This is a genomic window from Aliishimia ponticola, assembly GCF_004803475.1.
Lineage (GTDB): Bacteria > Pseudomonadota > Alphaproteobacteria > Rhodobacterales > Rhodobacteraceae > Aliishimia > Aliishimia ponticola.
This window is the reverse complement of the sequence record NZ_SRKY01000001.1, coordinates 903,418-922,657: the sequence shown is the minus strand read 5'-3', so window position 1 is coordinate 922,657 and position 19,240 is coordinate 903,418. Positions and strand designations below refer to the sequence as shown.

The window sequence follows — 19,240 nt, the reverse complement described above, 5'->3', positions numbered from 1 at the left end:
TGCCTCTTTTGGGACCGCCCGCCTTGCCAAGAATAAGGAAAGAGCATGCAAGAGCCTCTTAACACGTCCTACCCGGTACTGCCGCTGCGCGACATCGTGGTTTTCCCCCACATGATCGTGCCGCTGTTCGTCGGGCGGGAAAAATCGGTACGGGCGCTCGAGGAAGTGATGGCCGACGACAAGCAGATTCTGCTGTCGAGCCAGATCGACGCGTCGATTGACGACCCGGAGACCGACGGAATCTTCAAGGCGGGTGTTCTCGCCAGTGTTCTGCAAATGCTGAAATTGCCCGACGGCACCGTCAAGGTGCTGGTCGAGGGGCAGTCGCGTGTGCGGATCACCGACTTCATCGACAATGACAATTTCTTTGAAGCCAGCTGCGAATACCTGACCGAAATGCCGGGCGACATGGCCACGACAGAAGCGCTGCTGCGCTCTGTTGCGGATGAGTTCGAACGCTATGCCAAGGTCAAGAAGAACATCCCCGAAGAGGCGTTGACCGCCGTCGCGGAAACCGCAGAACCTGCCAAGCTGGCGGATCTGGTGGCCGGGCATCTGGGTATTGAAGTTCAGCAAAAACAAGACCTTCTGGAAACGCTTTCGGTAAGCGAGCGTCTGGAAAAGGTCTATGGCCTGATGCAGGGCGAGATGTCCGTCATGCAGGTCGAGAAAAAGATCAAGACCCGCGTCAAAAGCCAGATGGAGCGCACCCAGCGCGAATACTATCTGAATGAGCAAATGAAGGCCATTCAGAAGGAGCTTGGTGACGGCGAGGACGGCTCGAACGAGATTGCAGAGCTTGAAGAGAAAATCGCGGCAACCAAGCTGTCGAAAGAGGCGCGCGAGAAGGCAGAGGCGGAGCTGAAAAAGCTGCGCAACATGTCACCGATGAGCGCCGAGGCGACTGTGGTCCGCAATTACCTCGATTGGATGCTGGCGATCCCGTGGGGCGTGAAATCGCGCGTCAAAAAGGATCTGGGCCGGGCGCAGAACATCCTCGATAACGACCACTATGGCCTTGAGAAGGTCAAAGAGCGGATCGTTGAGTATCTTGCGGTGCAGCAGCGCTCCAAGAAGCTGAAGGGGCCGATCCTGTGCCTTGTCGGACCTCCGGGTGTGGGCAAAACCTCTCTCGGCAAGTCCGTGGCGAAGGCGACCGGGCGCGAATTCATCCGGATCAGCCTTGGCGGCGTGCGTGATGAATCGGAAATCCGCGGCCACCGCCGGACCTATATCGGGTCTATGCCGGGCAAGATCATCCAGGCGCTGAAAAAGGCGAAAACCACGAACCCGCTTATCTTGCTCGATGAGATCGACAAGATGGGGCAGGATTTCCGTGGCGATCCGGCGTCGGCGATGCTCGAAGTGCTTGATCCGGAACAGAACGGCACGTTCATGGACCACTATCTTGAGGTGGAATATGACCTGTCGAACGTGATGTTCCTGACCACGTCGAACAGCTACAACATGCCGGGGCCGTTGCTTGACCGGATGGAGATCATTCCGCTGGCCGGGTATACCGAGGACGAGAAATCGGAAATCGCCAAGCAGCATCTCATCAGCAAGCAGATCAAGAACCATGGCTTGAAGACGAAGGAATTCGAACTGACCGACGATGCGTTGCAAGCGATCATTCGCTACTACACGCGCGAAGCCGGTGTTCGGAATCTGGAGCGTGAGATCGCCAAGGTGGCCCGGAAGGCGCTGACGAAGATCGTTCGCAAAGAGGCGGAGACCGTGACAGTCACACCGGAAAACCTCGACGAGTTCCTTGGCGTGCGCAAGTACCGCTATGGGCTGGCCGAAGAGAAGGACCAGGTTGGTGTCGTGACCGGGCTGGCCTATACCTCTGTGGGTGGCGATCTGCTGCATATCGAGGCGTTGAAGCTGCCCGGTAAGGGGCGGATGAAGACGACCGGTAAGCTTGGCGATGTGATGAAGGAATCCATCGACGCGGCATCCTCTTACGTGCGCTCCATCGCGCCGGAAATCGGTGTGAAGCCGCCGAAATTCGACACGATGGATATCCACGTGCACGTGCCGGATGGCGCGACGCCGAAGGATGGCCCGTCCGCTGGTCTGGCGATGGTCACCTCCATCGTGTCGGTGCTGACGGGTATCCCCGTGAAGAAGGACATCGCCATGACGGGCGAAGTGTCGCTGCGCGGGAATGCCATGCCGATCGGCGGCCTGAAGGAGAAACTTCTCGCGGCGCTGCGGGGCGGGATCAAGACGGTTCTTATCCCCGAAGAGAACGAGAAGGATCTGGCCGACATTCCGGATAACGTGAAAGAGGGTATGACCATCATCCCCGTCACCCACGTCTCCGAGGTGCTGGAACATGCGCTGGTCTCGCAGCCGGAGCCGATCGAATGGGACGAAGCTGCGGAAGAAGCCGCAGCAGCAGCCCGTGCGGCCTCTGCCGGGGGCGGGTTCGGTCAAACGACCGCGCACTGACCCTGTCGCATCACAGAAAAAAGGGCGCTCCGATTGGGGCGCCCTTTTTATTTGGACCGGCCGAATTGGGCCAAAAGCGACCGCACAGGTCCGCGCCGGGCGTTAGTCCACGACGGGCAGGATCATCAACAGCGCCAGCATCAGGACGAGCACTTCCCCGGAGGAGGAACTGGTCGCCGCTTCGACAACCACAGGCGCTTCGATCACCGGATCCGCGACAGATCCTGCAACGGCCATGGTGCCCATGAGAGCAAACCCAACAACACCCAGAAATATCGACTTTTTCATCTAACTTTCCCCAAGAAGTAATGTAGCAGCGGGATCAAACCTGCCGTTAACCCTACGTCACGTCAACATTTCTGTGCTTTCAGCGCCGCCGGGCGAGTGAATTCGGGGGGAAACCTGTGGATTCTGGGGGGATTGGCGTCGATTGCTGGAAAATTAACGCGGTCGAGGTTAGACTGTCGCCTGAGCAGAAATAATCGAAAGACGTAACGATGGCCAAGGCCCCGGTATCCCCGCGCAGCAGCAAAAGCACGACAACCAAGACGGCGCGCAGCTCTGCACGCAAGACAACGCCCCCCGCCAAAACGGCGAAACCCGCCGCCAAGACCACGCGCAGCCGCAAGGTGCCGGCGAAAAGCGCGGCGTCCAAGCCTGCGGCGCCCCTTACTTCGTCCAGTACAACGCCCAATACCGCGCCTGCGGCCACCGCCACCAAAGCGCCGCCCGCCCCGAAGGCCGAGATCGCGCGTCCCGCCGTGGTCGAGGAAACCGCGCCGAAGCTCTCTGGCCCGGCGATGCGCAAGAAGGATCTGATCGACGCGGTTGTCGAACGCTCTGGCCACAAACGCAGGGATGTCAAAGCGGTGATCGAAAACACGCTCGCCGTTCTGGGCGAGGCGCTGGCCGAGGATCGCGAAATGAACCTGCCGCCCTTCGCCAAGCTGAAAGTGCAGCGCGTCAAGCAGCAGCAATCGGCCCGCGTGATCGTCGCAAAGCTGCGCCAACAAACCAAGTCGGGCAAAGACGCGGCAGAGTAGGGGTCAAAGCCGCATCAGATAGGTTTGGTGCCCGTCGCAGACCAGCGTGCCGTCCTGATTATGCAGCGTCACTGCCAAGCGCATCGTGCCGGTGGTCGTGCGACGTTGCAGTTCGGTGATCTCAAAAGCGGGATAAAGCGTATCGCCCTCGTAAACCGGGGCAAGAAAGCGGCTGGACTGGTCCAGAAACCCGATCAGCGCTTCGCCCATCTCATGCGCCAGAGGGCACGCACCAATGGCCGCTTGGATCAAGGTCTGATAGCCATGCGCCATCAGGCCGGGGTGACCAAGCCGCGCAAGATAGGCGCGGTCGTAATGGATCGGGTGGTTATCGCCGCTGGCCGCCTGAAACGCCGTGAAAACGCCCGCCGTCATGGTGCGCGAGGGGGCGCGGAACCGCTCTCCCACGGAGAAGTCGTCGAAATGCCGCGTTGGCAACATTTGATGCTGTGTCGGATCAAAGGTCATGGGGCAGTTTCAGCGCGGCGGTCCGGCGATTTCAACCCCTTCCGAAATTTGCGCAAGACCTCTTGCACATCGCGGTCAAATTGGATAATTCCGCCTGCACTGAGTGGGTGATTAGCTCAGTGGTAGAGCGCTTCGTTCACATCGAAGATGTCAGGAGTTCAAATCTCTTATCACCCACCATTTCCCCCTCTGGTCCCAGCTTTTCCGACCGCGATACGCGGCGGGGGCAGATAAGTTGGAATTTCTCTGAAAGAGGGGCTTGCAACCTGGCTGCGGTTTCCGCTAAAGGCTTCCCGCACGGGTGATTAGCTCAGTTGGTAGAGCGCTTCGTTTACACCGAAGATGTCGGGAGTTCGAGCCTCTCATCACCCACCATCCCCCCCCCCCAGCCGAAGTGACATCAATGCTGTGGCGTTGCTGATCTGGCCCCGGACCGGTTGACGTCGCCGGTTTGCCAACTGCGGATGTGTTCGGGGTATCAAGCGACCTTCCCCGATAGATTGTATTTTCGTCAAATTAACCGAGTCTTTGCGATTGCGGGTTCAGGAAAGGCAGTGTCTGCAAACTCGCTAATTCTGGGGAAGCCATGTCCGTTTCACTACCTTTCAACCTTGTCGATGGGGCCGGGTTTCGGTGGGATATTCAGCGCGATGGGCAGATTGGCGATGGTACGCTTGATGCGTTCGATGGCGGCATGGACAATGTCGATCAGCCCACCGTGGGGCAAGCTGATCTGGAACTGTTCGGGCGGCAATTGGTGCTGCGTGCCGGGGCCGCGGTGTCGGACCCGTTCATCTCTCTGGAACGGCGTATCTATGTGCCTGATGACGCGGGATGGGCGCGGTTCATCGATACGGTCACCAACACCGGGACGCAGGCCACAACCTATACGCTGCGTCTGTCGACCAATTTCGGTTCTGACGGGGCCAGCCAGATCATTGCGACCTCCAGCGGCGATCAGGTGTTGGATACGGCGGACAGCTACTTCATCAACGATGATACCGCGCCAGAGGCGGGCGACCCGCAGGTGGCCATTGCCTTTGGCGACGGCACGCGCGCGCCGGATGTGGCGGGCTATCCGATATCGGACCGGGCTGATCTGATCTTCACCTTCGATCTGCAACCGGGCCAGAGCGCAAGCGTGATGACCTTTGCCGCGCAAAGCTATGCGCCGGGGACGTTGCAGGCGCTTGCCGAAGCGTTGGCAGGACCGCTGGACGAAGACATGGCCCTTGGCATTTCCGCCACCCTGGCGGCGTCGATCCTGAATTACCATGTGGCCGGATATAACGAACAGACGACCTATTTCGGGAACGAAGGGGCGGATACGCTGGTTGGCTCGGCGCGGAACGAATGGTTTCTGGCGGATGCGGGCGATGACACGATCCTGGGTCAGGCGGGCGCTGACCGTGTCGATAGCGGTGTAGGCGACGATGTGGTACTTGGCGGCGATGGGCATGACGATCTGCGCGGCGGCGGCGGCAATGATGTGTTGCAGGGGGAGGCCGGCAATGACGTGATGGACGGCGATGCCGGGTGGGGGCAAAGCCGGGTGGCCACGGCGGATTTGCCCGGCGCAGGGCAAAGCCTTGCGCTGACCCTGACAGCCACGCCTGCGACCCGCGCCAGCGAAACGCTGGTGGACGGGGTTATCACCACGGGTGCAGGCGCGGCGGGCACCAATCTTGTCATCGCGGTCGACCTCTCGGGCTCCATGAACACGGTGTTCGACGGCGCGGCGGGGCTGGGGGATTTGAGTGGTGACGGTGCCCCGGATCAAATGATCGACCTGCTGCACGCGGGGCTGGCGGGGTTCATCGATACCATGATCACCACGGGCCATGCGGGGCAGGATGTGGTGATCCTCGGCTATGCAGACACGGCGGAGGTGCTGTTTGATGGCGCTCTGGGCGCGGGCGCAAGCGGGGCCTTGTCCGGGCAGATCCCCAACGGCGCCAGCGATTACGAGGCCGCGCTGCAAGCGGCGGTCACGGCTTTTGGCACGATGGGGGCCGGACAGAACCGGCTGGTCTTTTTGTCCGATGGGGTTGCGACAGCGGGGGGAACCTATCTCGACACGGCAGAAACCCTGCGCAGCGGGCCGATCGGGGCGGACATCCAAACGCTCGCCTTGGGGCCCTTGGCCGGGGTCTATGAGCTGGACCTGCTGGATGACGGGGTTCCGAACAACAGTGTCGGGTCAATCGGTTCGGCGGCGGACCTGACCAGCGCCCTCACGGCGCCAACCCTGTCGGCCGCGCCCATGGACCGGGTCGAAATCCTGGTCAACGGGACATTGCAAACGGTGCTGCCCGCTTCGGATTTGGAGCAAACGCCGCTGGGCCTGCGTTTTCAGGTGGAAGCTGCCGGGCTGGTTGAGGATGAGGCAGATGACGTCACGGCTCGCCTTATCGCGGCGGATGGGGCGGCAACGCAGGTTGAAGTCATGCTCACCCTTGACGACGAAGACGATCAAACCGGCGATGATGTGCTTCTGGGAGGAGAGGGCGATGACGCGCTGGAGGGCAGCGGCGGGCATGATCGGCTGATCGGCGCGGCGGGCAATGACAGCCTTTATGGCGGTGCCGGGCAGGACGCGCTGACGGGCGGCGCGGGCGATGACTGGCTGCTGGGCGGCGCGGGCGACGATATCCTGCATGGCGGCGCGGGCGCAGATTGGCTGATCGGCGGGGATGGCAGCGATACGGTCAGCTATGCGGGATCCATCGCGCCGGTGATCGTCGATCTTGCTGCGCAGACCGTCTTTGGCGGCGATGCCACGGGGGATGTGATCGCGCAGGTGGAGAACGCCGAAGGCACATCGCAGAATGACAATCTGAGCGGATCGGAGGCCGACAATATCCTGCGCGGCGGGCTGGGCGATGACCTGATCGACGGGCAGGCAGGGTTCGACATTGCCGACTATTCGGATGTGCCGGGCGGTATTTACGTGGCGCTCAACCTGCCGGAGGGGGAGCAGGACACCCTGTCCGGCGGGATCGACTACCTGACCGGTATCGAAGGGCTGATCGGTTCGCAATTCGACGACTACCTGATCGGCAACAGCGGCTATAATGTGCTTTCCGGCGGGGCCGGGGCGGATGTGCTGAAATCCAAGGGCGGCAATGATCGGCTCTATGGCGGCGGCGGCGATGATCGCTTGATCGGTGACGCAGGAGAAGAACGCCTGATCGGCGATGCGGGCCGCGATGAGGTCTACGGCAATGCCGGGAACGACCTGATCTATGGCGGTGCGGGGGATGACTATCTTTACGGCGGGCGCGACATGGACGTGATGTATGGTCAAGGCGGCGCCGACGTGATGCGCGGCAACATCGGTGGGGACTTCATGGATGGCGGGCGCGGGGCGGATGACCTGCGCGGCGGCGGCAGCGGCGACACGATCTTCGGCGGCTCTGGCGACGATTTCATCATGGGCGAGAACGGCGCGGATGTGCTGTCGGGCGGCAGCGGGCGAGATGTTCTGATCGGCGGCGCGGGGGAGGACATTTTCATTTTCGATCCGCTTTGCGCATTCGATTCCGTCCGGGATTTCGAGGTGGGGGTCGACACGCTGGATGTGTCCGCGTTCCACCTTGCCGGCTTTGCGGCGCTGCAAGAGATCGCCGTCGACCGGAGCAGCGGATTGCGCATCGATTTCGGCGATGGCGATGTCGCGTTTCTGGAAGACATGGCGCTGGCGGATCTTAGCGCGGCTGACGTGATCCTGTGATGCGCGCCGACCTGCCTGGCCGAGGTTGCAGGCACAACATTCAGTGTCTTTCAGACAATTGATATTATTCAAAAAGAGCGGTTTCACCGTCTGTTAAGCTCGTCTGCGCATAGTCTCCGGGTGAGTGTCTGGCGCCGATTTTATACGCGGCGCATGGTAACGAGGGTGAAGTTATGACCGTGGGTCCATCGGGTGATTTGGTATTTATTGCGCAACGCGATGCCTCGTCGGCGCTGGAACAATTCGCCTATATCGTCAGCCATGATGTGCGCAACAGCGCGCGCGCCCTCGCAGAAATTCCGCATTGGATCATCGAAGACCTCGAAGCCGAAGGGGTGCGCCTGAACTCGGATATGCGCGACAATCTGTCGATGCTGGACAAACACGCGCGGCGTCTGGACCGGATGCTGACGGATTTGCTGTCTTATTCGCGCGCCGGGCGAACGCAGAAAACCGCGCAGCTTTCCGTCACGGCGCTGGTGCGGGCGGCCTTGGACAGTATCGGCGATCCGCCGCATCTGACAGTCACCGTCGATGAGGGGGTTCCCGATCTGCGGATCGGGGTCGAGGACGCGAAAATCCTGTTCGATTGCGTGGTGTCAAATACGGCGCGGCATGGCGCGCCCCGCAATGGTGAGCTGAAGATCAGCGGTGAGCGAAGCGGCGATCTTGTCACCTTGCGGTTCGACGACAATGGACCGGGCGTGCCGCCGCAGGACCTGGAGAAAATCTTCCAGCCGATGACGACGCTGCGCCGCCGGGACGAGGTCGAGGGGAGCGGCATGGGCCTGGCCATCCTGCAAAAGCTGGTCGGGCGCTATGACGGGCGCATCTGGGCCAGTTCGGCGAACAGGCTGGGCGGATTGTCGGTGCAGGTCGAACTTCACGATGCTGCGCAAGTTGATTTCCCCGGTCCCGTAAGGGCCGGAAAAGTTTTCGGTTTTGGAAATGAGGAGCAGGGCCATGCCAAGTCTATCCGTACGCAGGGCTGATAGCGTTTATACGGACCCGTCTTTAAAGGTGCTGGTTCTGGACGATGACCGTTTCGACCGCAAACGGATCATGCGTTGGGCGCGGTCGCAGTCGGAAGTCTCTGTCGAAGTGGACGAAGCCGCCGATTTGCAGCAGTTCGGACTGGCACTGGATCGTGGCAAGTACGACCTTATCCTGGTGGATTATTGCCTTGCGGATGGTGATGGGCTGGACGCGCTGGATCATATCATCTCGTCCTCCGTCAATTTCGGCGCCTATGTGGTCATGGTCAGCGCGTTCGAGGATGCGCAGATCGCGCGCGCGGCGCTGGATCGCGGCTGCGATCGCTATCTCCTCAAATCCACGCTGTCCCCGGAACGCTGGATGGATCTGGTGGCGGAAGTCGGCGACACCGCCGATGGCACCGCTGGACGCGATTCCGTCTCTGCCGTGAATTACTGGGCGGCGCGGGGCGCGCGCCGGTCTTTGGCGCCAGAAGCGGACGCCAAGCCTGAAGTGACGGAAGTTACTTATTCCACGCTCACCGACGCAAAAGATGGTGAGGCAAAGGTCGTTTCGATTTCATCCGCCCTGCCGAATAAAGCACAGGGGCCGAATATCGATGTGCTGATCCCCCCAAGTGAGATTGCGGAGATCGAAGAAAGCGTGCGGTTCATTGAAATCCTTCATTTCATCGACGCATTCCACTTCCACTTCGACAAGTCGGACCACTAAGCGTTTCGGCGCTTAATGGTCCTGCCATGTCACGCCGCCGAAACCGATTTCAGGATTTCAACCGCTTCGGCTAGATGCGCCTCGGTCAGTGGCTTGTGAAAATAGCCGCGTACCGAGGCGAAGGCGCTGGCGCGCGCTTGATCATCGGGGCTGAGCGAGGTTGTCAGCATGATGATGACCGGGCTGGACGGCTCTCCCACCGCGTTCTTCAGCGCAGCCAGAAATTCGAACCCGTTCATGCGCGGGATGTTGATGTCCAGCAGGATCAGGTCCGGTGCCGGGTCGGGCGAAGACAACAACCATTCCAGCGCCTCATCGGCATAGGTGAACTGAATGATGTCCCGGGTCAGTCCCGAGCGCGACAGAATGCGCCGATACTGGCGCTGATCCAATTCCTCGTCATCGATCACCATGACGGTCCCAAGGGGCGGTTTCATGGCAAGCTCCTTTTCAATTTCAAGGTCAATGTGGTCCCTTCATCCGGTGCGGAGTGAAGTTGGAAATCCGCGCCCAACCGCTCCGCCACTTTTTTGCAGATCGGCAGGCCAAGGCCGCGGCCGGGCACTTCGGCATATGTGTGCAGGCGCTGGAACAGTCGCATGACGCGGTCGTGGTATTCAGGGGCGATCCCGATGCCGTTATCACGAATGACGAGACGCGCTTCCCGGGTGCCGGGGGGCGATTGCGTCTGGATCGTGATCTGGAGTGGCCTTTTCGCGTCCCGGAAGGCAAGGCAGTTGGCCAGAGCCTCTGTCACGAAAAAGGACAAGAGCGCCCGGTCGGCCGAAACCGTTCCGAGCGGCCCCTTGATGATTTCCGCGCCCAGATCGGCGATTTGCAGTGCCATCCCGGCGAGCGCATTTTCCACCAGGGCGTCCAGATCAACGGGTTCGAACTGCACCGCTTTATCCAGAATGAAGGCGTAATCCTTGACCGCATCGATCTGTGTGCGCAGACGGTCGAGGCTGCTTTGCATATCCGCAAGGTCTTGCGCAGTTTCCGGCCCAAGGGCGTCCCCCTGACTGGAAACTTCGCTCAACAGCATGTCCATGGAATTGAGCGGCGTGACCAGATCGTGCGAAAGCGCGTGGGTGAGTTCGGAACGTTCTTCGATCGCCTGCTGGAGCGAGCTGTTCAGTTGCGCGGTATAGATGGTCTGGCGTTCCATCTGCTTGTAGGCGTCGCGCGCTTCCTGGCGCATCCGGTCGAGCGTTTCAAAGATGCTTTTCACCACGCCCGGAAATACCAGCCGTTCTTCCCCCGTGGGAACCAGGTCTTCCGGGTCGCTCCAATGGGCGACCGAAACCCGTTTCGCCATCTTGTCCATCGCCCGGAATGCGACCTGCTGCAAAACGAAGAGGGCGGCCATCCCGGCAATGAGCACTTCCAGCATCGTGACGATGGCTGAGGACAGCGTGGCGGCAGAGAAAAACCCATGGTCCTGCACAGCAATCCCGTTTTGCGCCCCGAAGAAATGATCGTGCAATGTGATCAGAAAGGTGAACGCACAAACGAAGGCGAGCATCGTCAACACGATCCGGTACCCCACCCGGGTCGGTTGGAGAGTGAGACGCTTGCCATCCCATGCCGGTTTTGACGGGTCGCGTCGCGGCATCTAGCAATCAGGATCTGACATACGCCGGGACGGAAAGGCGCGTCGCACGGACGGTTTGGGCATGATTTCTTCGGGCCATCTCTTGGGAGTGCGCCCAGTTTTATGGTCGGTAGATTACCTACCTGTTACCGCCGACGAAAAAAAATCAAAAAGGTTTGCATTTGCGTGTTGACGCGACTGGGTGCTTACCGTAAATCGCCCCTCACGCGCGGTTGTAGCTCAGTTGGTTAGAGTACCGGCCTGTCACGCCGGGGGTCGCGGGTTCGAGCCCCGTCAACCGCGCCACTTTCTCCCCCTAGGGAAATTCGGAAGCCTTTTCGGTCACTTAGTAAGTGTACCCGAGAATGGCTTCCTGTGTTTTGTCGGTTTCGGCGCGCAGGAAATCCAGATCGTCTTCAGACAGTGCTTTTGGTGTGTCGGGCCGCGCGGGGATAGCCGGTTTGAACTTGGACCCAAGCCGTTTGATGACGGGCCGGAAGCTTTCCGCACGCTTGGAATTGGGCAATGCGCTCAGCAGCTTGTCCAACGTGGCCTCGGGCTGGGCGGTCATGTCCTCCATCCGCAAAAGCGCAAAATTGCAGCCCCGTTCCGCATAGCTGAGCAGCCCTGCCAACTTGGCGCGCCGCAGGGCGAACAGGTTGTCAAAACGTGCGCCGGTCAACGGGTGGCGGTCATACTGTAGAGGCTGGCCCACGATGCCTGCCGCCGCCGCGCCGTCAAAGTAGCGCGGGCGATCCACGTAACTGTCCCATGGCGCCCGCAGGAAGTCCGATAGTGGCAACGCCTGCAGGTCCGGGCCGGCATGCCAGGGCTTTGCATGCATCGACAGCGCCCAGCTTTTGGCGGACCGGACAACCCCGATCACCAGCAGGTCCGGCGGGATGGCGAGGGCATGGGGAAACCCGTGTTTCCACCCCAGCGCCTCTGTCGGTTTCAGATCGGTATTCCGCCCCAATAGCCGTTTCGCGAAATTGGTCCCCGAGGACCTTTCGCCCAGCACCTGATAGCGTGTGATGGGCTGGTCTGTGGCCAGATGAAGGGCAAACCCGGTGTGGGCGAAATCGGTCAGGATCATGGGCGCGGCTTGTTGGTCACATTGCATGGCGATGAATTATTTGTGATTCTCTTATATCTCCCGGATAGCTATTGTCGCGGGAAAAGCCGCAAACAGGGCTGAGGGCAGGGCAGATGCAAACAGTAGCCGCAGTAACGATGGTGCGGGATGACACGTTCTTTCTGAAGGCGTGGCTGCGCCATTACGGGACATTGTTCGGGCGCGAAAATTGCTATGTGATCAATCACGGGCGCGGGGCCGAGGTCGCTGCGCTGGCCGAAGGATGCAATATCATCGGCATTCCCGGCGATCCGCACAAGAATTTCGATATCAAGCGGTGGTCGTTGCTTAATAACCTGGTGGGCGGGTTGCGGCGCTATTACCGGCATGTGCTGGTGGGCGACGTGGATGAGCTGGTCGTCGTGGATCCCGCCAAGGGCGTCAATCTGCGCGACTGGCTTGAAGATGCGGCCGATGGCCGGGTCTATACGCCTGTTGGGCTTGAGGTGATCCACCGGATCGATATCGAAGACACACCAATCACCGACACCATTCTGGGCCCGCGCCGCCATGTGCGCCTTGCGCCGCATTATTCAAAGCCATGCATCGTCTCGACCCCGGTGAAACTGGCACGCGGTGGGCATTTTGCGCAGTACAACAAGCTGCACACGCCCGATGAGCTGTACCTGCTGCACCTCAAATGGTGCGACTTCACCGCGTATGTCGAGGCGATGGATCGGCGCAACGCCGTCACTTCCGAGATCGGGGCAGGGATCAAGGAAACCGCGATTGGGCAACACTGGTTCGCGGAAGCACGCGGCGAGGATCGCGCCATCTTTGAGAAGTTCGCCGAGATCGAGATGGAAGACGGCTTTGATCTAAGCTGGGTGCGCCGCAAGATGCAGCGCAGCTTCGGCCCGCGTGGCACCACCGGGTATTATGAATTCCGCCGCCCGGATTTCGCCAAACAGTTCGTGCTGCCGGAGCGGTTCAGCGGCTTGTTCTAACCCTGCTGGCCGGTTCCGGGGGGAAGATCGTCCAGGGTTTTGCCCGGCTCGTCGGTGAAAAGTTCGGGCAGCGCTACTGCCGCATCGATCAGGTCCAGCCGGAGGGTATCGAAGGCGGATGTGGTTTCGCACCAGATGGTCAGCAGCCAGACACGCCCCCAGTTTTCGATGCGCAGCGGCCGCGCAATGCGGTCGGCGCTTTGGCCGTCGGGGGTTGTTATCCGCAGTCGCAACTTTTGACGCGCCCGGATGGCGCTGCGCAAGGTCGGCATATGGCCAAGCCCGCGTGCGCTGTCCGCAAAAGGATAGGTCGCGAATTTCCACGCATCGGTGTCAGAGATCACCTGTTCCGGCAACAGCCCATCCAGCTTGTCGCCCAACGATGCTGCGGCGCTTGCCAGATCGGGATCTGCGGCCTCCGCCACGATGGCAATGCCGAGATTGAGCGCCTCCAATTCCTGCGGCGTCAGTGTCAGCGGGGGCAGGGTGATCTCTCCCGTCGCGCGGTAGCCCGTGCCGCGCGCCCCTTCGATGGGCACGCCGGACGCTTGAAGGGTGTCCATATCGCGGTAGATCGTGCGCACCGATACCCCGACCTGCGCGGCCAGATCGGCGGCGGTATGCACAGCGCCATCGCGCAGCAGCGACAGCAGCCGATGTAGACGTTGGGTGCGGGTCATCGCGGCAAATGGGGGTTATATACTGACATTAACCTGTCAGGTGTCATTCCCGGCGGTGATTTTCAACCCTGAAATCCCCGCTTTGCGCCGTTCCGGGGGGATGCAAGCCTTCCGCGCGGCGCGCTGCGCGCAGTAAAACGCTTGGGACGGCGGGCCACTTGGCCCTCAAAGACATATGGGAGACGTCACATGGGACTCGGAAATATCGGCCTTCCAGGCATCATTCTTATCGCGGTTGTCGTGCTGGTTCTGTTCGGACGCGGCAAGATCGCCGGTCTGATGGGCGAAGTCGGCAAGGGGATCACCTCTTTCAAGCGCGGCATCAATGAAGGCTCGCAGGAAATCGAAGCGGAAACAGCGGAAGCGGCCAAAGACGTCACGCCCGCGGACGACAAAGACAAGGTGTAATCCCCGATGTTCGATCTGGGCTTTGCCGAACTGCTGGTCATCGGCATCGTTGCGCTGATCGTGGTGGGACCGAAGGATCTTCCGGTCCTGTTCCGCAATGCGGGCCGCTGGGTCGGGCGTATGCGGGGGATGGCGCGCGAATTCACCACCGCCATGAATGACGCGGCGGACGAGGCCGGGGTGCGCGACATCCAGAAATCGCTGAACGCGGCGGCCAACCCGGTGAAATCGGCGATGGATGGCGTCAAGGATGCGGCCTCATCGCTGAACAAGATGGATTTCGATCCTGACAGTGAAACCGGCAAGCTGGCGGCGGAACGCGCGGAGCAGACCAAGAAAATTCAGGCCAAGACGGCGCGGGCCGCAGCCGAACGCAAAGCGCGTGAGGCCGCCGAGGCGCTGAAGAAGGCAGAAGAGGCAGAGGCGGCAATGCAGGCAGATAGCCCAAGCGGCGGCGCCAAGGACAACGCATGAGCCAAACCGACGATATTGACGACAGCGCAGCGCCGCTGATCGAACACCTTGCGGAATTGCGCACGCGGCTTATCCGCTCTGTGATCGCGTTCCTAATCGCCATTACCGTGTTCTTCATCCCGTGGCAGGGGGAGTTCGTGGCGGCCCATGTGCTTAACTTCCTGCTCGATCCGATCGAGAACACGCTGCGATCGCTGGGCGATCCGTCACCGACATTCCAATATACCAGCCCGCAGGAATACCTGTTCACGCTGTTCCGCGTGTCGATGGTGTTCGGCTTCGGGCTGGCTTTTCCGGTGATCGGCTATCAGATGTGGCGCTTCGTGGCGCCGGGGCTGTACCGGCAGGAAAAGAACGCCTTCATGCCGTTCCTGATCGCCTCGCCGGTCATGTTCCTGCTGGGGGCGAGTTTCGCGCAATTCGTGGTGACGCCGCTGGCGATGACCTTCTTGCTGGGCTTCGCCGATGCGTCGTCGATGTTCACCTCGATGCTGAACGGGGGCGAAGCGGTGGCGGAGACCTCGCGTCCGACGATTGTCTTCAATGGCAAGGTCAATGAGAGCCTCGACATCACGCTAAAGTTCATTCTGGCCTTCGGCCTGTGCTTTCAATTGCCCGTTTTGCTGACGCTGATGGGCAAGGCCGGGCTGGTAAGTTCGACCGGGCTGATCAATGTGCGCAAATACGCGATGGTGGGTATTCTGGTGCTTGCTGCCGTGGTGACGCCGCCCGATGTGGTGACGCAGTTGATCCTCTTTGTCGTGGTTTACGGGCTTTATGAAATCTCCATCCAGCTTGTGAAACGTGTCGAAAAGCAGCGTAAGGCGAAGTTGCAGGCTGAAGGTCTGTGGGATGACGAGATGGACGAAGACTGGGATGCCGATCTGAACAAAGATCAGGATGGCGAAGACCGATGAGCGATGCCGCGATGGAGCGTATTGCCGCGGCGCTGGAGCGGATGGCTCCGGCGCCGATGGCCGCCCCCGACTGGGACACCGCCGCGGGCTTCGTCTGGCATGTGGAGCCGGATCGGCTGGAACCCATTGCCCGCGTGAACCATGTTCCCATGGATTTGTTGGTCGGGGTCGACCGCGCCCGCGATACATTGTTGGCCAATACGCGCCAATTCGCAGCAGGGCTGCCCGCGAATAACGCCCTGCTGTGGGGCGCGCGGGGCATGGGGAAATCCAGCCTTGTCAAAGCGATTCATGCCCATGTCCACGCAGATCATCCAGCGCTGAAAATCGTGGAATTGCAGCGCGAGGATTTGCCGACGGTGGGGCGGTTGTTGAATGTACTGCGGACCGCTCCGGCGCGGTTCGTACTGTTTTGCGACGATCTGAGCTTTGGCGGCGATGACCAACACTACAAATCGCTCAAAGCGGTGCTGGATGGCGGGATCGAGGGGCGGCCGGACAACGTGGTTCTGTATGCCACGTCGAACCGGCGCCATCTGATGCCGCGCGACATGATCGAGAACGAGCGATCTTCGGCGATCAACCCGTCCGAGGCGGTGGAGGAAAAGGTTTCCCTGTCGGACCGCTTCGGCCTGTGGCTGGGGTTCCATCCCTGCGATCAGGACGCTTACCTGGCCATGATCCGGGGATATTGCGATGCCTATGGCGTGGTGGTCAGCGATGAAGAGCTTCGGGCCGAAGCGATCGAATGGCAGGCGACGCGCGGATCGCGTTCGGGCCGCGTTGCGTGGCAGTTCTTTACCGATCTGGCGGGGCGCAAGGGCGTGGCCATCACGCGCTGAGCCTATTGGTGTGAGAGGTTCGGGTGGTTCGGATCGCTGACGCGATCCGACCGGCGGGGGAGGCGCTGCCTCCCCCGGACCCCCTCCGGAGTATTTGAGAACAATGAAGGGCGGTTAGTTCAGGTAATCGTTCGGATCGACGCTCTCGAAGCCTTTGCGGACTTCGAAATGGACGAAGCTTTGATCGCCTTGTCGCAGCTTGGCGAGCCCTTGGCCGCGGCGCACCTGATCGCCCTTCTTGACACTCACATCCGTGACATTCGCGTAGACGGTCAGCAGGTTGTCCTGATGCCGGACCACGATGATCGGCACGCCATCGGCGCTTTCGGTAATGGCCGCCACGGTGCCTGCATCGGCGGCTTTGACCGCGCCGCCTGCCGCGCCTTTGATATTGATGCCATCATTGCGGCCCTTCGCGTAGTCCCGGATGATCGTGCCTTGGACCGGGTAGGCAAGCTGCCCGCTTGGGGCGGGTTTCGTGGCAGCGCCGAGATCGGGTTTGGGGGCGGGCGGAGCCGGCTTCGGAGAGGCCGCCGGCGCGACGTCTTCTTTCGGCAGCGGTTTTGCGGCGGAGGGCGGTTGCGGCGTGGGCGAGCCTTCGCCGGGCGCTGTTGTCGCCTCGGCTGTTGTAGCCGCCGTTGCGGGCGGCGTTGCCTCGGCCACGGGGATCAGCAGGTACTGGCCTTCGCGGATCGCGTATTGCGGCCCGAGGCTGTTCCAGCGGGCAAGGGAGCGGACCGGCACATTGTAGAGGCGGGCCACCGAATACGCTGTTTCACCGCGCACGACTTTGTGGCGGATCGGTTCTTCGCCGGTTTGCGCAACTGGCTGCGTGGTGGTCGTGGTGGTGCTGGGCGTCGTTTGCGCCGAGTTGTCGATGGCCTGTCCGGCCAAGGTGGTCACATCCACGTCGCTGGCGGGGCGGATGGGGCCGGTGGCGGCTGCGCCGGTCGCAGGTGAGGGTTCAGCGACCCGGCCGGGTAGGGCGATGATTTCGCCAGCGCGCAGCGTCGCGTCAATGGGCAGGCCGTTGAACTTGGCGAGCGCATCGGCGTCGCTGCCGATCCGGGATGCCACATCGGCCACCGTATCCCCGCGCCGCGCAACGGCGACCTGGTAATTCGGGTAGGAGATGATGCCGCGATTATCGGGCTGCGGGCGTGCTGCCGTGGCCTGTTGCGCGGCCTGGGCCGTCGTGAAACTGCCGGTGCCGCCGCGCAGGTCGAAGTCGAGACCGTCTTCGCAGGCTGCGAGTGCGCTGAGCGCCAAGATGGCGACACTGCTGCGCAGGAAGGGATGTGTCATCTGCTTTGTCCTCATTCCCATGCCCCTGTTGGCCGGGGCTCGGATATAGTCTTGCGGTCGTGTCGCGTTGCGATCAGTCTTTGCCAAGCCCTTCGAGAAGCGGCACGAAGCGCACTGGAAGAAGCTCGTCATATTCCAGCCCGGTTTCCTCTTTGCGGACACGGATCAGGTGTTGAACCGCATCAGACTGGCCCACGGGCACGACCATGATACCGCCTATTTTGAGCTGCGCCAAGAGCGGCCCGGGCGGGTCTTCGGCTGCGGCGGTCACGATGATACGATCAAACGGCGCCTGATCGGGCAATCCGTGTGAGCCGTCACCGGTAATCGGGGTGATATTGGTGAGGTTCATATCCTCGAAGATGTCGCTGGCTTCCTGAACCAGCCGCTTGTGGCGGTCGATCGTATAGACGCGCCGCGCCAGCTTTGACAGGATCGCGGCCTGATAGCCAGAGCCGGTCCCGATCTCCAGCACCGTATCGCGTGGATTGATCCGCAGCGCCTGCGTCATCAGCCCGACCACCGAAGGTTGCGAGATCGTCTGGCCGCAGGCGATAGGCAATGGCGTGTCTTCATAGGCGCGTTCGGCAAAGATGCCCCGGATGAAAGGGCCGCGATCGACCTGTTCCATCGCGTTGAGCACCCGTTTGTCCGTCACCCCGCGCGAACGCAGGGTGAACAGGAACTGCATCTGCCGTTCGGCGATATCGCTCATCGCAAGACGGCCTCCAGCTTGGCGAGCGCGTCATGGGCGGTCAGGTCGGCGCGCATCGGGGTCACGCTGATGAACCCGTCGAGATTCAGCGCCGCGTCGGCCTCGGGCGCGGTGCGCACGCGCTGGTCGCCGCCCTTGATCCACAGGTAGTGGCGTCCACTGGGCGAGGTGAACCGTTCTGCGCCGAAATGCACGCCGGGGCGACGGCCCTGCGGTGCGGCCTTGATGCCTTTGACGTCGGCGGCAGGCACGGGCGGGAAATTCACGTTGTAGAACAGCGGGTAGGGGGTGTCTTCCTCAAACCCGGCGTCAAGGATTGCGCGGATAACGGCCGTGCCATGTTTGGCAGAGGCTTCGAACGGATCGTCCTCATCCCGGTTTTCGGGGCCGTAATATTGCGACAGGCCAATGGCGGGAACACCCTGCAAGGCCCCTTCCATCGCGCCGCCCAGCGTCCCGGAATAGAGCGTGTTTTCAGCCGAGTTGTTCCCGCGGTTGATACCGGACAGCACAAGGTCCGGCCGGTGCGGCATCAAATCGTTGATGCCTGCCAGAACGCAATCGGCAGGGCTGCCTTCGGCGGCGAAGCGCCGTTCGCCCAGTTCCGAGATCATCGTGGGCTTGGTGTAATTGATGCAATGGGCCACGCCCGATTGTTCGAACGCGGGGGCAACTGTCCAGACCTCGCCTTGCGGGCCTGCGATTTCCATTGCGATCGCGTGCAGCGTTTCTAGCCCCGGTGCGTTGATGCCATCGTCATTCGTGATGAGTATTCGCATGATATGGGGTCCCCGGCGCTGTTCCTGCGCCTTGAT

19 protein-coding genes and 3 tRNA genes are annotated in these 19,240 nt (G+C 61.3%); 13 read left to right on the top strand and 9 right to left on the bottom strand.

Translation table 11 applies throughout. From position 1 onward, the window contains the following. Positions 1-45 precede the first annotated feature (45 nt). Positions 46-2,457 (top strand): endopeptidase La, encoded by a 2,412-nt coding sequence (lon, locus tag E4Z66_RS04420; protein WP_136461720.1) that lies wholly within the window; start codon positions 46-48, stop codon positions 2,455-2,457. A gap of 102 nt (positions 2,458-2,559) precedes the next feature. On the opposite strand, the gene E4Z66_RS04415 is transcribed toward lon, so the two are convergent. Next, the gene (locus E4Z66_RS04415) at positions 2,560-2,745 is read right to left on the bottom strand and encodes a hypothetical protein (protein ID WP_136461718.1); all 186 of its coding nucleotides are present in this window, start codon (positions 2,743-2,745) and stop codon (positions 2,560-2,562) included. A gap of 209 nt (positions 2,746-2,954) precedes the next feature. Between E4Z66_RS04415 and E4Z66_RS19810 the strand changes: the two genes are divergently transcribed. Further along, on the top strand, positions 2,955-3,500 hold the full coding sequence (locus E4Z66_RS19810) for an HU family DNA-binding protein (protein WP_246035877.1): 546 nt from the start codon (positions 2,955-2,957) through the stop codon (positions 3,498-3,500). A 3-nt stretch (positions 3,501-3,503) separates the two neighbouring features. Here the strand turns inward: E4Z66_RS19810 and E4Z66_RS04405 are convergent, their stop codons facing one another. Beyond that, positions 3,504-3,968: a MaoC family dehydratase gene (locus E4Z66_RS04405; protein WP_136461716.1), complete on the bottom strand. Its 465-nt coding sequence runs from the start codon at positions 3,966-3,968 to the stop codon at positions 3,504-3,506. 105 nt (positions 3,969-4,073) lie between these two features. Between E4Z66_RS04405 and E4Z66_RS04400 the strand changes: the two genes are divergently transcribed. The 5 genes from E4Z66_RS04400 to E4Z66_RS04380 all read left to right on the top strand — a co-directional run bounded on the left by E4Z66_RS04400 (position 4,074) and on the right by E4Z66_RS04380 (position 9,408). Then, positions 4,074-4,148: transfer RNA gene (locus E4Z66_RS04400), tRNA-Val, on the top strand. A 119-nt stretch (positions 4,149-4,267) separates the two neighbouring features. Further along, positions 4,268-4,343, top strand: a tRNA-Val gene (locus tag E4Z66_RS04395). A gap of 211 nt (positions 4,344-4,554) precedes the next feature. Further along, the gene (locus E4Z66_RS04390) at positions 4,555-7,701 is read left to right on the top strand and encodes a VWA domain-containing protein (RefSeq protein ID WP_136461714.1); all 3,147 of its coding nucleotides are present in this window, start codon (positions 4,555-4,557) and stop codon (positions 7,699-7,701) included. Positions 7,702-7,874: 173 nt separating this feature from the next. After that, complete coding sequence (locus E4Z66_RS04385) at positions 7,875-8,693, top strand: sensor histidine kinase (RefSeq protein ID WP_136461712.1); 819 nt, start codon at positions 7,875-7,877, stop codon at positions 8,691-8,693. Beyond that, the gene (locus tag E4Z66_RS04380; protein WP_168797718.1) at positions 8,665-9,408 is read left to right on the top strand and encodes a response regulator transcription factor; all 744 of its coding nucleotides are present in this window, start codon (positions 8,665-8,667) and stop codon (positions 9,406-9,408) included. Before E4Z66_RS04385 ends, E4Z66_RS04380 begins: the two co-directional genes overlap by 29 nt. 29 nt (positions 9,409-9,437) lie before the next feature. On the opposite strand, the gene E4Z66_RS04375 is transcribed toward E4Z66_RS04380, so the two are convergent. Together E4Z66_RS04375 and E4Z66_RS04370 are read right to left on the bottom strand one after the other, a co-directional pair. Further along, positions 9,438-9,845, bottom strand: coding sequence for a response regulator (locus E4Z66_RS04375; RefSeq protein ID WP_136461708.1), 408 nt, complete (start codon positions 9,843-9,845; stop codon positions 9,438-9,440). Next, complete coding sequence (locus E4Z66_RS04370) at positions 9,842-11,023, bottom strand: sensor histidine kinase (RefSeq protein ID WP_136461706.1); 1,182 nt, start codon at positions 11,021-11,023, stop codon at positions 9,842-9,844. Before E4Z66_RS04370 ends, E4Z66_RS04375 begins: the two co-directional genes overlap by 4 nt. 208 nt (positions 11,024-11,231) lie before the next feature. Between E4Z66_RS04370 and E4Z66_RS04365 the strand changes: the two genes are divergently transcribed. Next, positions 11,232-11,308, top strand: a tRNA-Asp gene (locus tag E4Z66_RS04365). Positions 11,309-11,348: 40 nt separating this feature from the next. On the opposite strand, the gene E4Z66_RS04360 is transcribed toward E4Z66_RS04365, so the two are convergent. Next, positions 11,349-12,098: a hypothetical protein gene (locus E4Z66_RS04360; protein WP_136462130.1), complete on the bottom strand. Its 750-nt coding sequence runs from the start codon at positions 12,096-12,098 to the stop codon at positions 11,349-11,351. A 113-nt stretch (positions 12,099-12,211) separates the two neighbouring features. Here E4Z66_RS04360 and E4Z66_RS04355 point away from each other — a divergent pair, with 113 nt between their 5' ends. Beyond that, positions 12,212-13,084: a glycosyltransferase family 2 protein gene (locus E4Z66_RS04355; protein WP_136461704.1), complete on the top strand. Its 873-nt coding sequence runs from the start codon at positions 12,212-12,214 to the stop codon at positions 13,082-13,084. Here E4Z66_RS04355 and E4Z66_RS04350 read toward each other — a convergent pair. After that, a complete protein-coding gene (locus E4Z66_RS04350) occupies positions 13,081-13,764 on the bottom strand; it encodes a helix-turn-helix transcriptional regulator (RefSeq protein WP_136461702.1) in 684 nt (227 codons plus the stop codon). The two genes, E4Z66_RS04355 and E4Z66_RS04350, sit on opposite strands and share 4 nt — an antisense overlap. Before the next feature lie 189 nt (positions 13,765-13,953). On the opposite strand from E4Z66_RS04350, the gene E4Z66_RS04345 reads away from it, so the two are divergent. From E4Z66_RS04345 to E4Z66_RS04330, 4 genes are read left to right on the top strand one after another with little or no spacing between them, the layout of a single operon-like run. Continuing rightward, entirely contained in the window at positions 13,954-14,172 is a 219-nt protein-coding gene (locus E4Z66_RS04345; RefSeq protein ID WP_136461701.1) for a twin-arginine translocase TatA/TatE family subunit, read from the top strand. Positions 14,173-14,178: 6 nt separating this feature from the next. Next, on the top strand, positions 14,179-14,646 hold the full coding sequence (tatB, locus tag E4Z66_RS04340; RefSeq protein ID WP_136461699.1) for a Sec-independent protein translocase protein TatB: 468 nt from the start codon (positions 14,179-14,181) through the stop codon (positions 14,644-14,646). Next, positions 14,643-15,563 (top strand): twin-arginine translocase subunit TatC, encoded by a 921-nt coding sequence (gene tatC, locus E4Z66_RS04335; protein ID WP_136461698.1) that lies wholly within the window; start codon positions 14,643-14,645, stop codon positions 15,561-15,563. Before tatB ends, tatC begins: the two co-directional genes overlap by 4 nt. Further along, a complete protein-coding gene (locus tag E4Z66_RS04330) occupies positions 15,560-16,405 on the top strand; it encodes an ATP-binding protein (RefSeq protein WP_136461696.1) in 846 nt (281 codons plus the stop codon). Before tatC ends, E4Z66_RS04330 begins: the two co-directional genes overlap by 4 nt. A 114-nt stretch (positions 16,406-16,519) precedes the next feature. Here the strand turns inward: E4Z66_RS04330 and E4Z66_RS04325 are convergent, their stop codons facing one another. The 3 genes from E4Z66_RS04325 to surE all read right to left on the bottom strand — a co-directional run bounded on the left by E4Z66_RS04325 (position 16,520) and on the right by surE (position 19,204). Next, a complete protein-coding gene (locus E4Z66_RS04325) occupies positions 16,520-17,710 on the bottom strand; it encodes a peptidoglycan DD-metalloendopeptidase family protein (RefSeq protein ID WP_136461695.1) in 1,191 nt (396 codons plus the stop codon). Positions 17,711-17,783: 73 nt separating this feature from the next. Further along, positions 17,784-18,425, bottom strand: coding sequence for a protein-L-isoaspartate(D-aspartate) O-methyltransferase (locus tag E4Z66_RS04320; protein WP_136461693.1), 642 nt, complete (start codon positions 18,423-18,425; stop codon positions 17,784-17,786). Next, complete coding sequence (gene surE / locus E4Z66_RS04315; RefSeq protein WP_136461692.1) at positions 18,422-19,204, bottom strand: 5'/3'-nucleotidase SurE; 783 nt, start codon at positions 19,202-19,204, stop codon at positions 18,422-18,424. The genes E4Z66_RS04320 and surE overlap by 4 nt, the downstream gene beginning before the upstream one ends. Between the last annotated feature and the right edge of the window lie 36 nt (positions 19,205-19,240).

Coding starts and splice junctions, on each gene's coding strand:
- E4Z66_RS04380 (WP_168797718.1), top strand. CDS start 8,665: ATGCCAAGTCTATCCGTACGCAGGGCTGATAGCGTTTATACGGACCCG.
- E4Z66_RS04330 (WP_136461696.1), top strand. CDS start 15,560: ATGAGCGATGCCGCGATGGAGCGTATTGCCGCGGCGCTGGAGCGGATG.
- surE (WP_136461692.1), bottom strand. CDS start 19,204: ATGCGAATACTCATCACGAATGACGATGGCATCAACGCACCGGGGCTA.
- E4Z66_RS04385 (WP_136461712.1), top strand. CDS start 7,875: ATGACCGTGGGTCCATCGGGTGATTTGGTATTTATTGCGCAACGCGAT.
- E4Z66_RS04375 (WP_136461708.1), bottom strand. CDS start 9,845: ATGAAACCGCCCCTTGGGACCGTCATGGTGATCGATGACGAGGAATTG.
- E4Z66_RS04370 (WP_136461706.1), bottom strand. CDS start 11,023: ATGCCGCGACGCGACCCGTCAAAACCGGCATGGGATGGCAAGCGTCTC.
- tatC (WP_136461698.1), top strand. CDS start 14,643: ATGAGCCAAACCGACGATATTGACGACAGCGCAGCGCCGCTGATCGAA.
- E4Z66_RS04405 (WP_136461716.1), bottom strand. CDS start 3,968: ATGACCTTTGATCCGACACAGCATCAAATGTTGCCAACGCGGCATTTC.
- tatB (WP_136461699.1), top strand. CDS start 14,179: ATGTTCGATCTGGGCTTTGCCGAACTGCTGGTCATCGGCATCGTTGCG.
- E4Z66_RS04390 (WP_136461714.1), top strand. CDS start 4,555: ATGTCCGTTTCACTACCTTTCAACCTTGTCGATGGGGCCGGGTTTCGG.
- E4Z66_RS04415 (WP_136461718.1), bottom strand. CDS start 2,745: ATGAAAAAGTCGATATTTCTGGGTGTTGTTGGGTTTGCTCTCATGGGC.
- E4Z66_RS04320 (WP_136461693.1), bottom strand. CDS start 18,425: ATGAGCGATATCGCCGAACGGCAGATGCAGTTCCTGTTCACCCTGCGT.
- lon (WP_136461720.1), top strand. CDS start 46: ATGCAAGAGCCTCTTAACACGTCCTACCCGGTACTGCCGCTGCGCGAC.
- E4Z66_RS04350 (WP_136461702.1), bottom strand. CDS start 13,764: ATGACCCGCACCCAACGTCTACATCGGCTGCTGTCGCTGCTGCGCGAT.
- E4Z66_RS04325 (WP_136461695.1), bottom strand. CDS start 17,710: ATGACACATCCCTTCCTGCGCAGCAGTGTCGCCATCTTGGCGCTCAGC.
- E4Z66_RS04360 (WP_136462130.1), bottom strand. CDS start 12,098: ATGATCCTGACCGATTTCGCCCACACCGGGTTTGCCCTTCATCTGGCC.
- E4Z66_RS04355 (WP_136461704.1), top strand. CDS start 12,212: ATGCAAACAGTAGCCGCAGTAACGATGGTGCGGGATGACACGTTCTTT.
- E4Z66_RS19810 (WP_246035877.1), top strand. CDS start 2,955: ATGGCCAAGGCCCCGGTATCCCCGCGCAGCAGCAAAAGCACGACAACC.
- E4Z66_RS04345 (WP_136461701.1), top strand. CDS start 13,954: ATGGGACTCGGAAATATCGGCCTTCCAGGCATCATTCTTATCGCGGTT.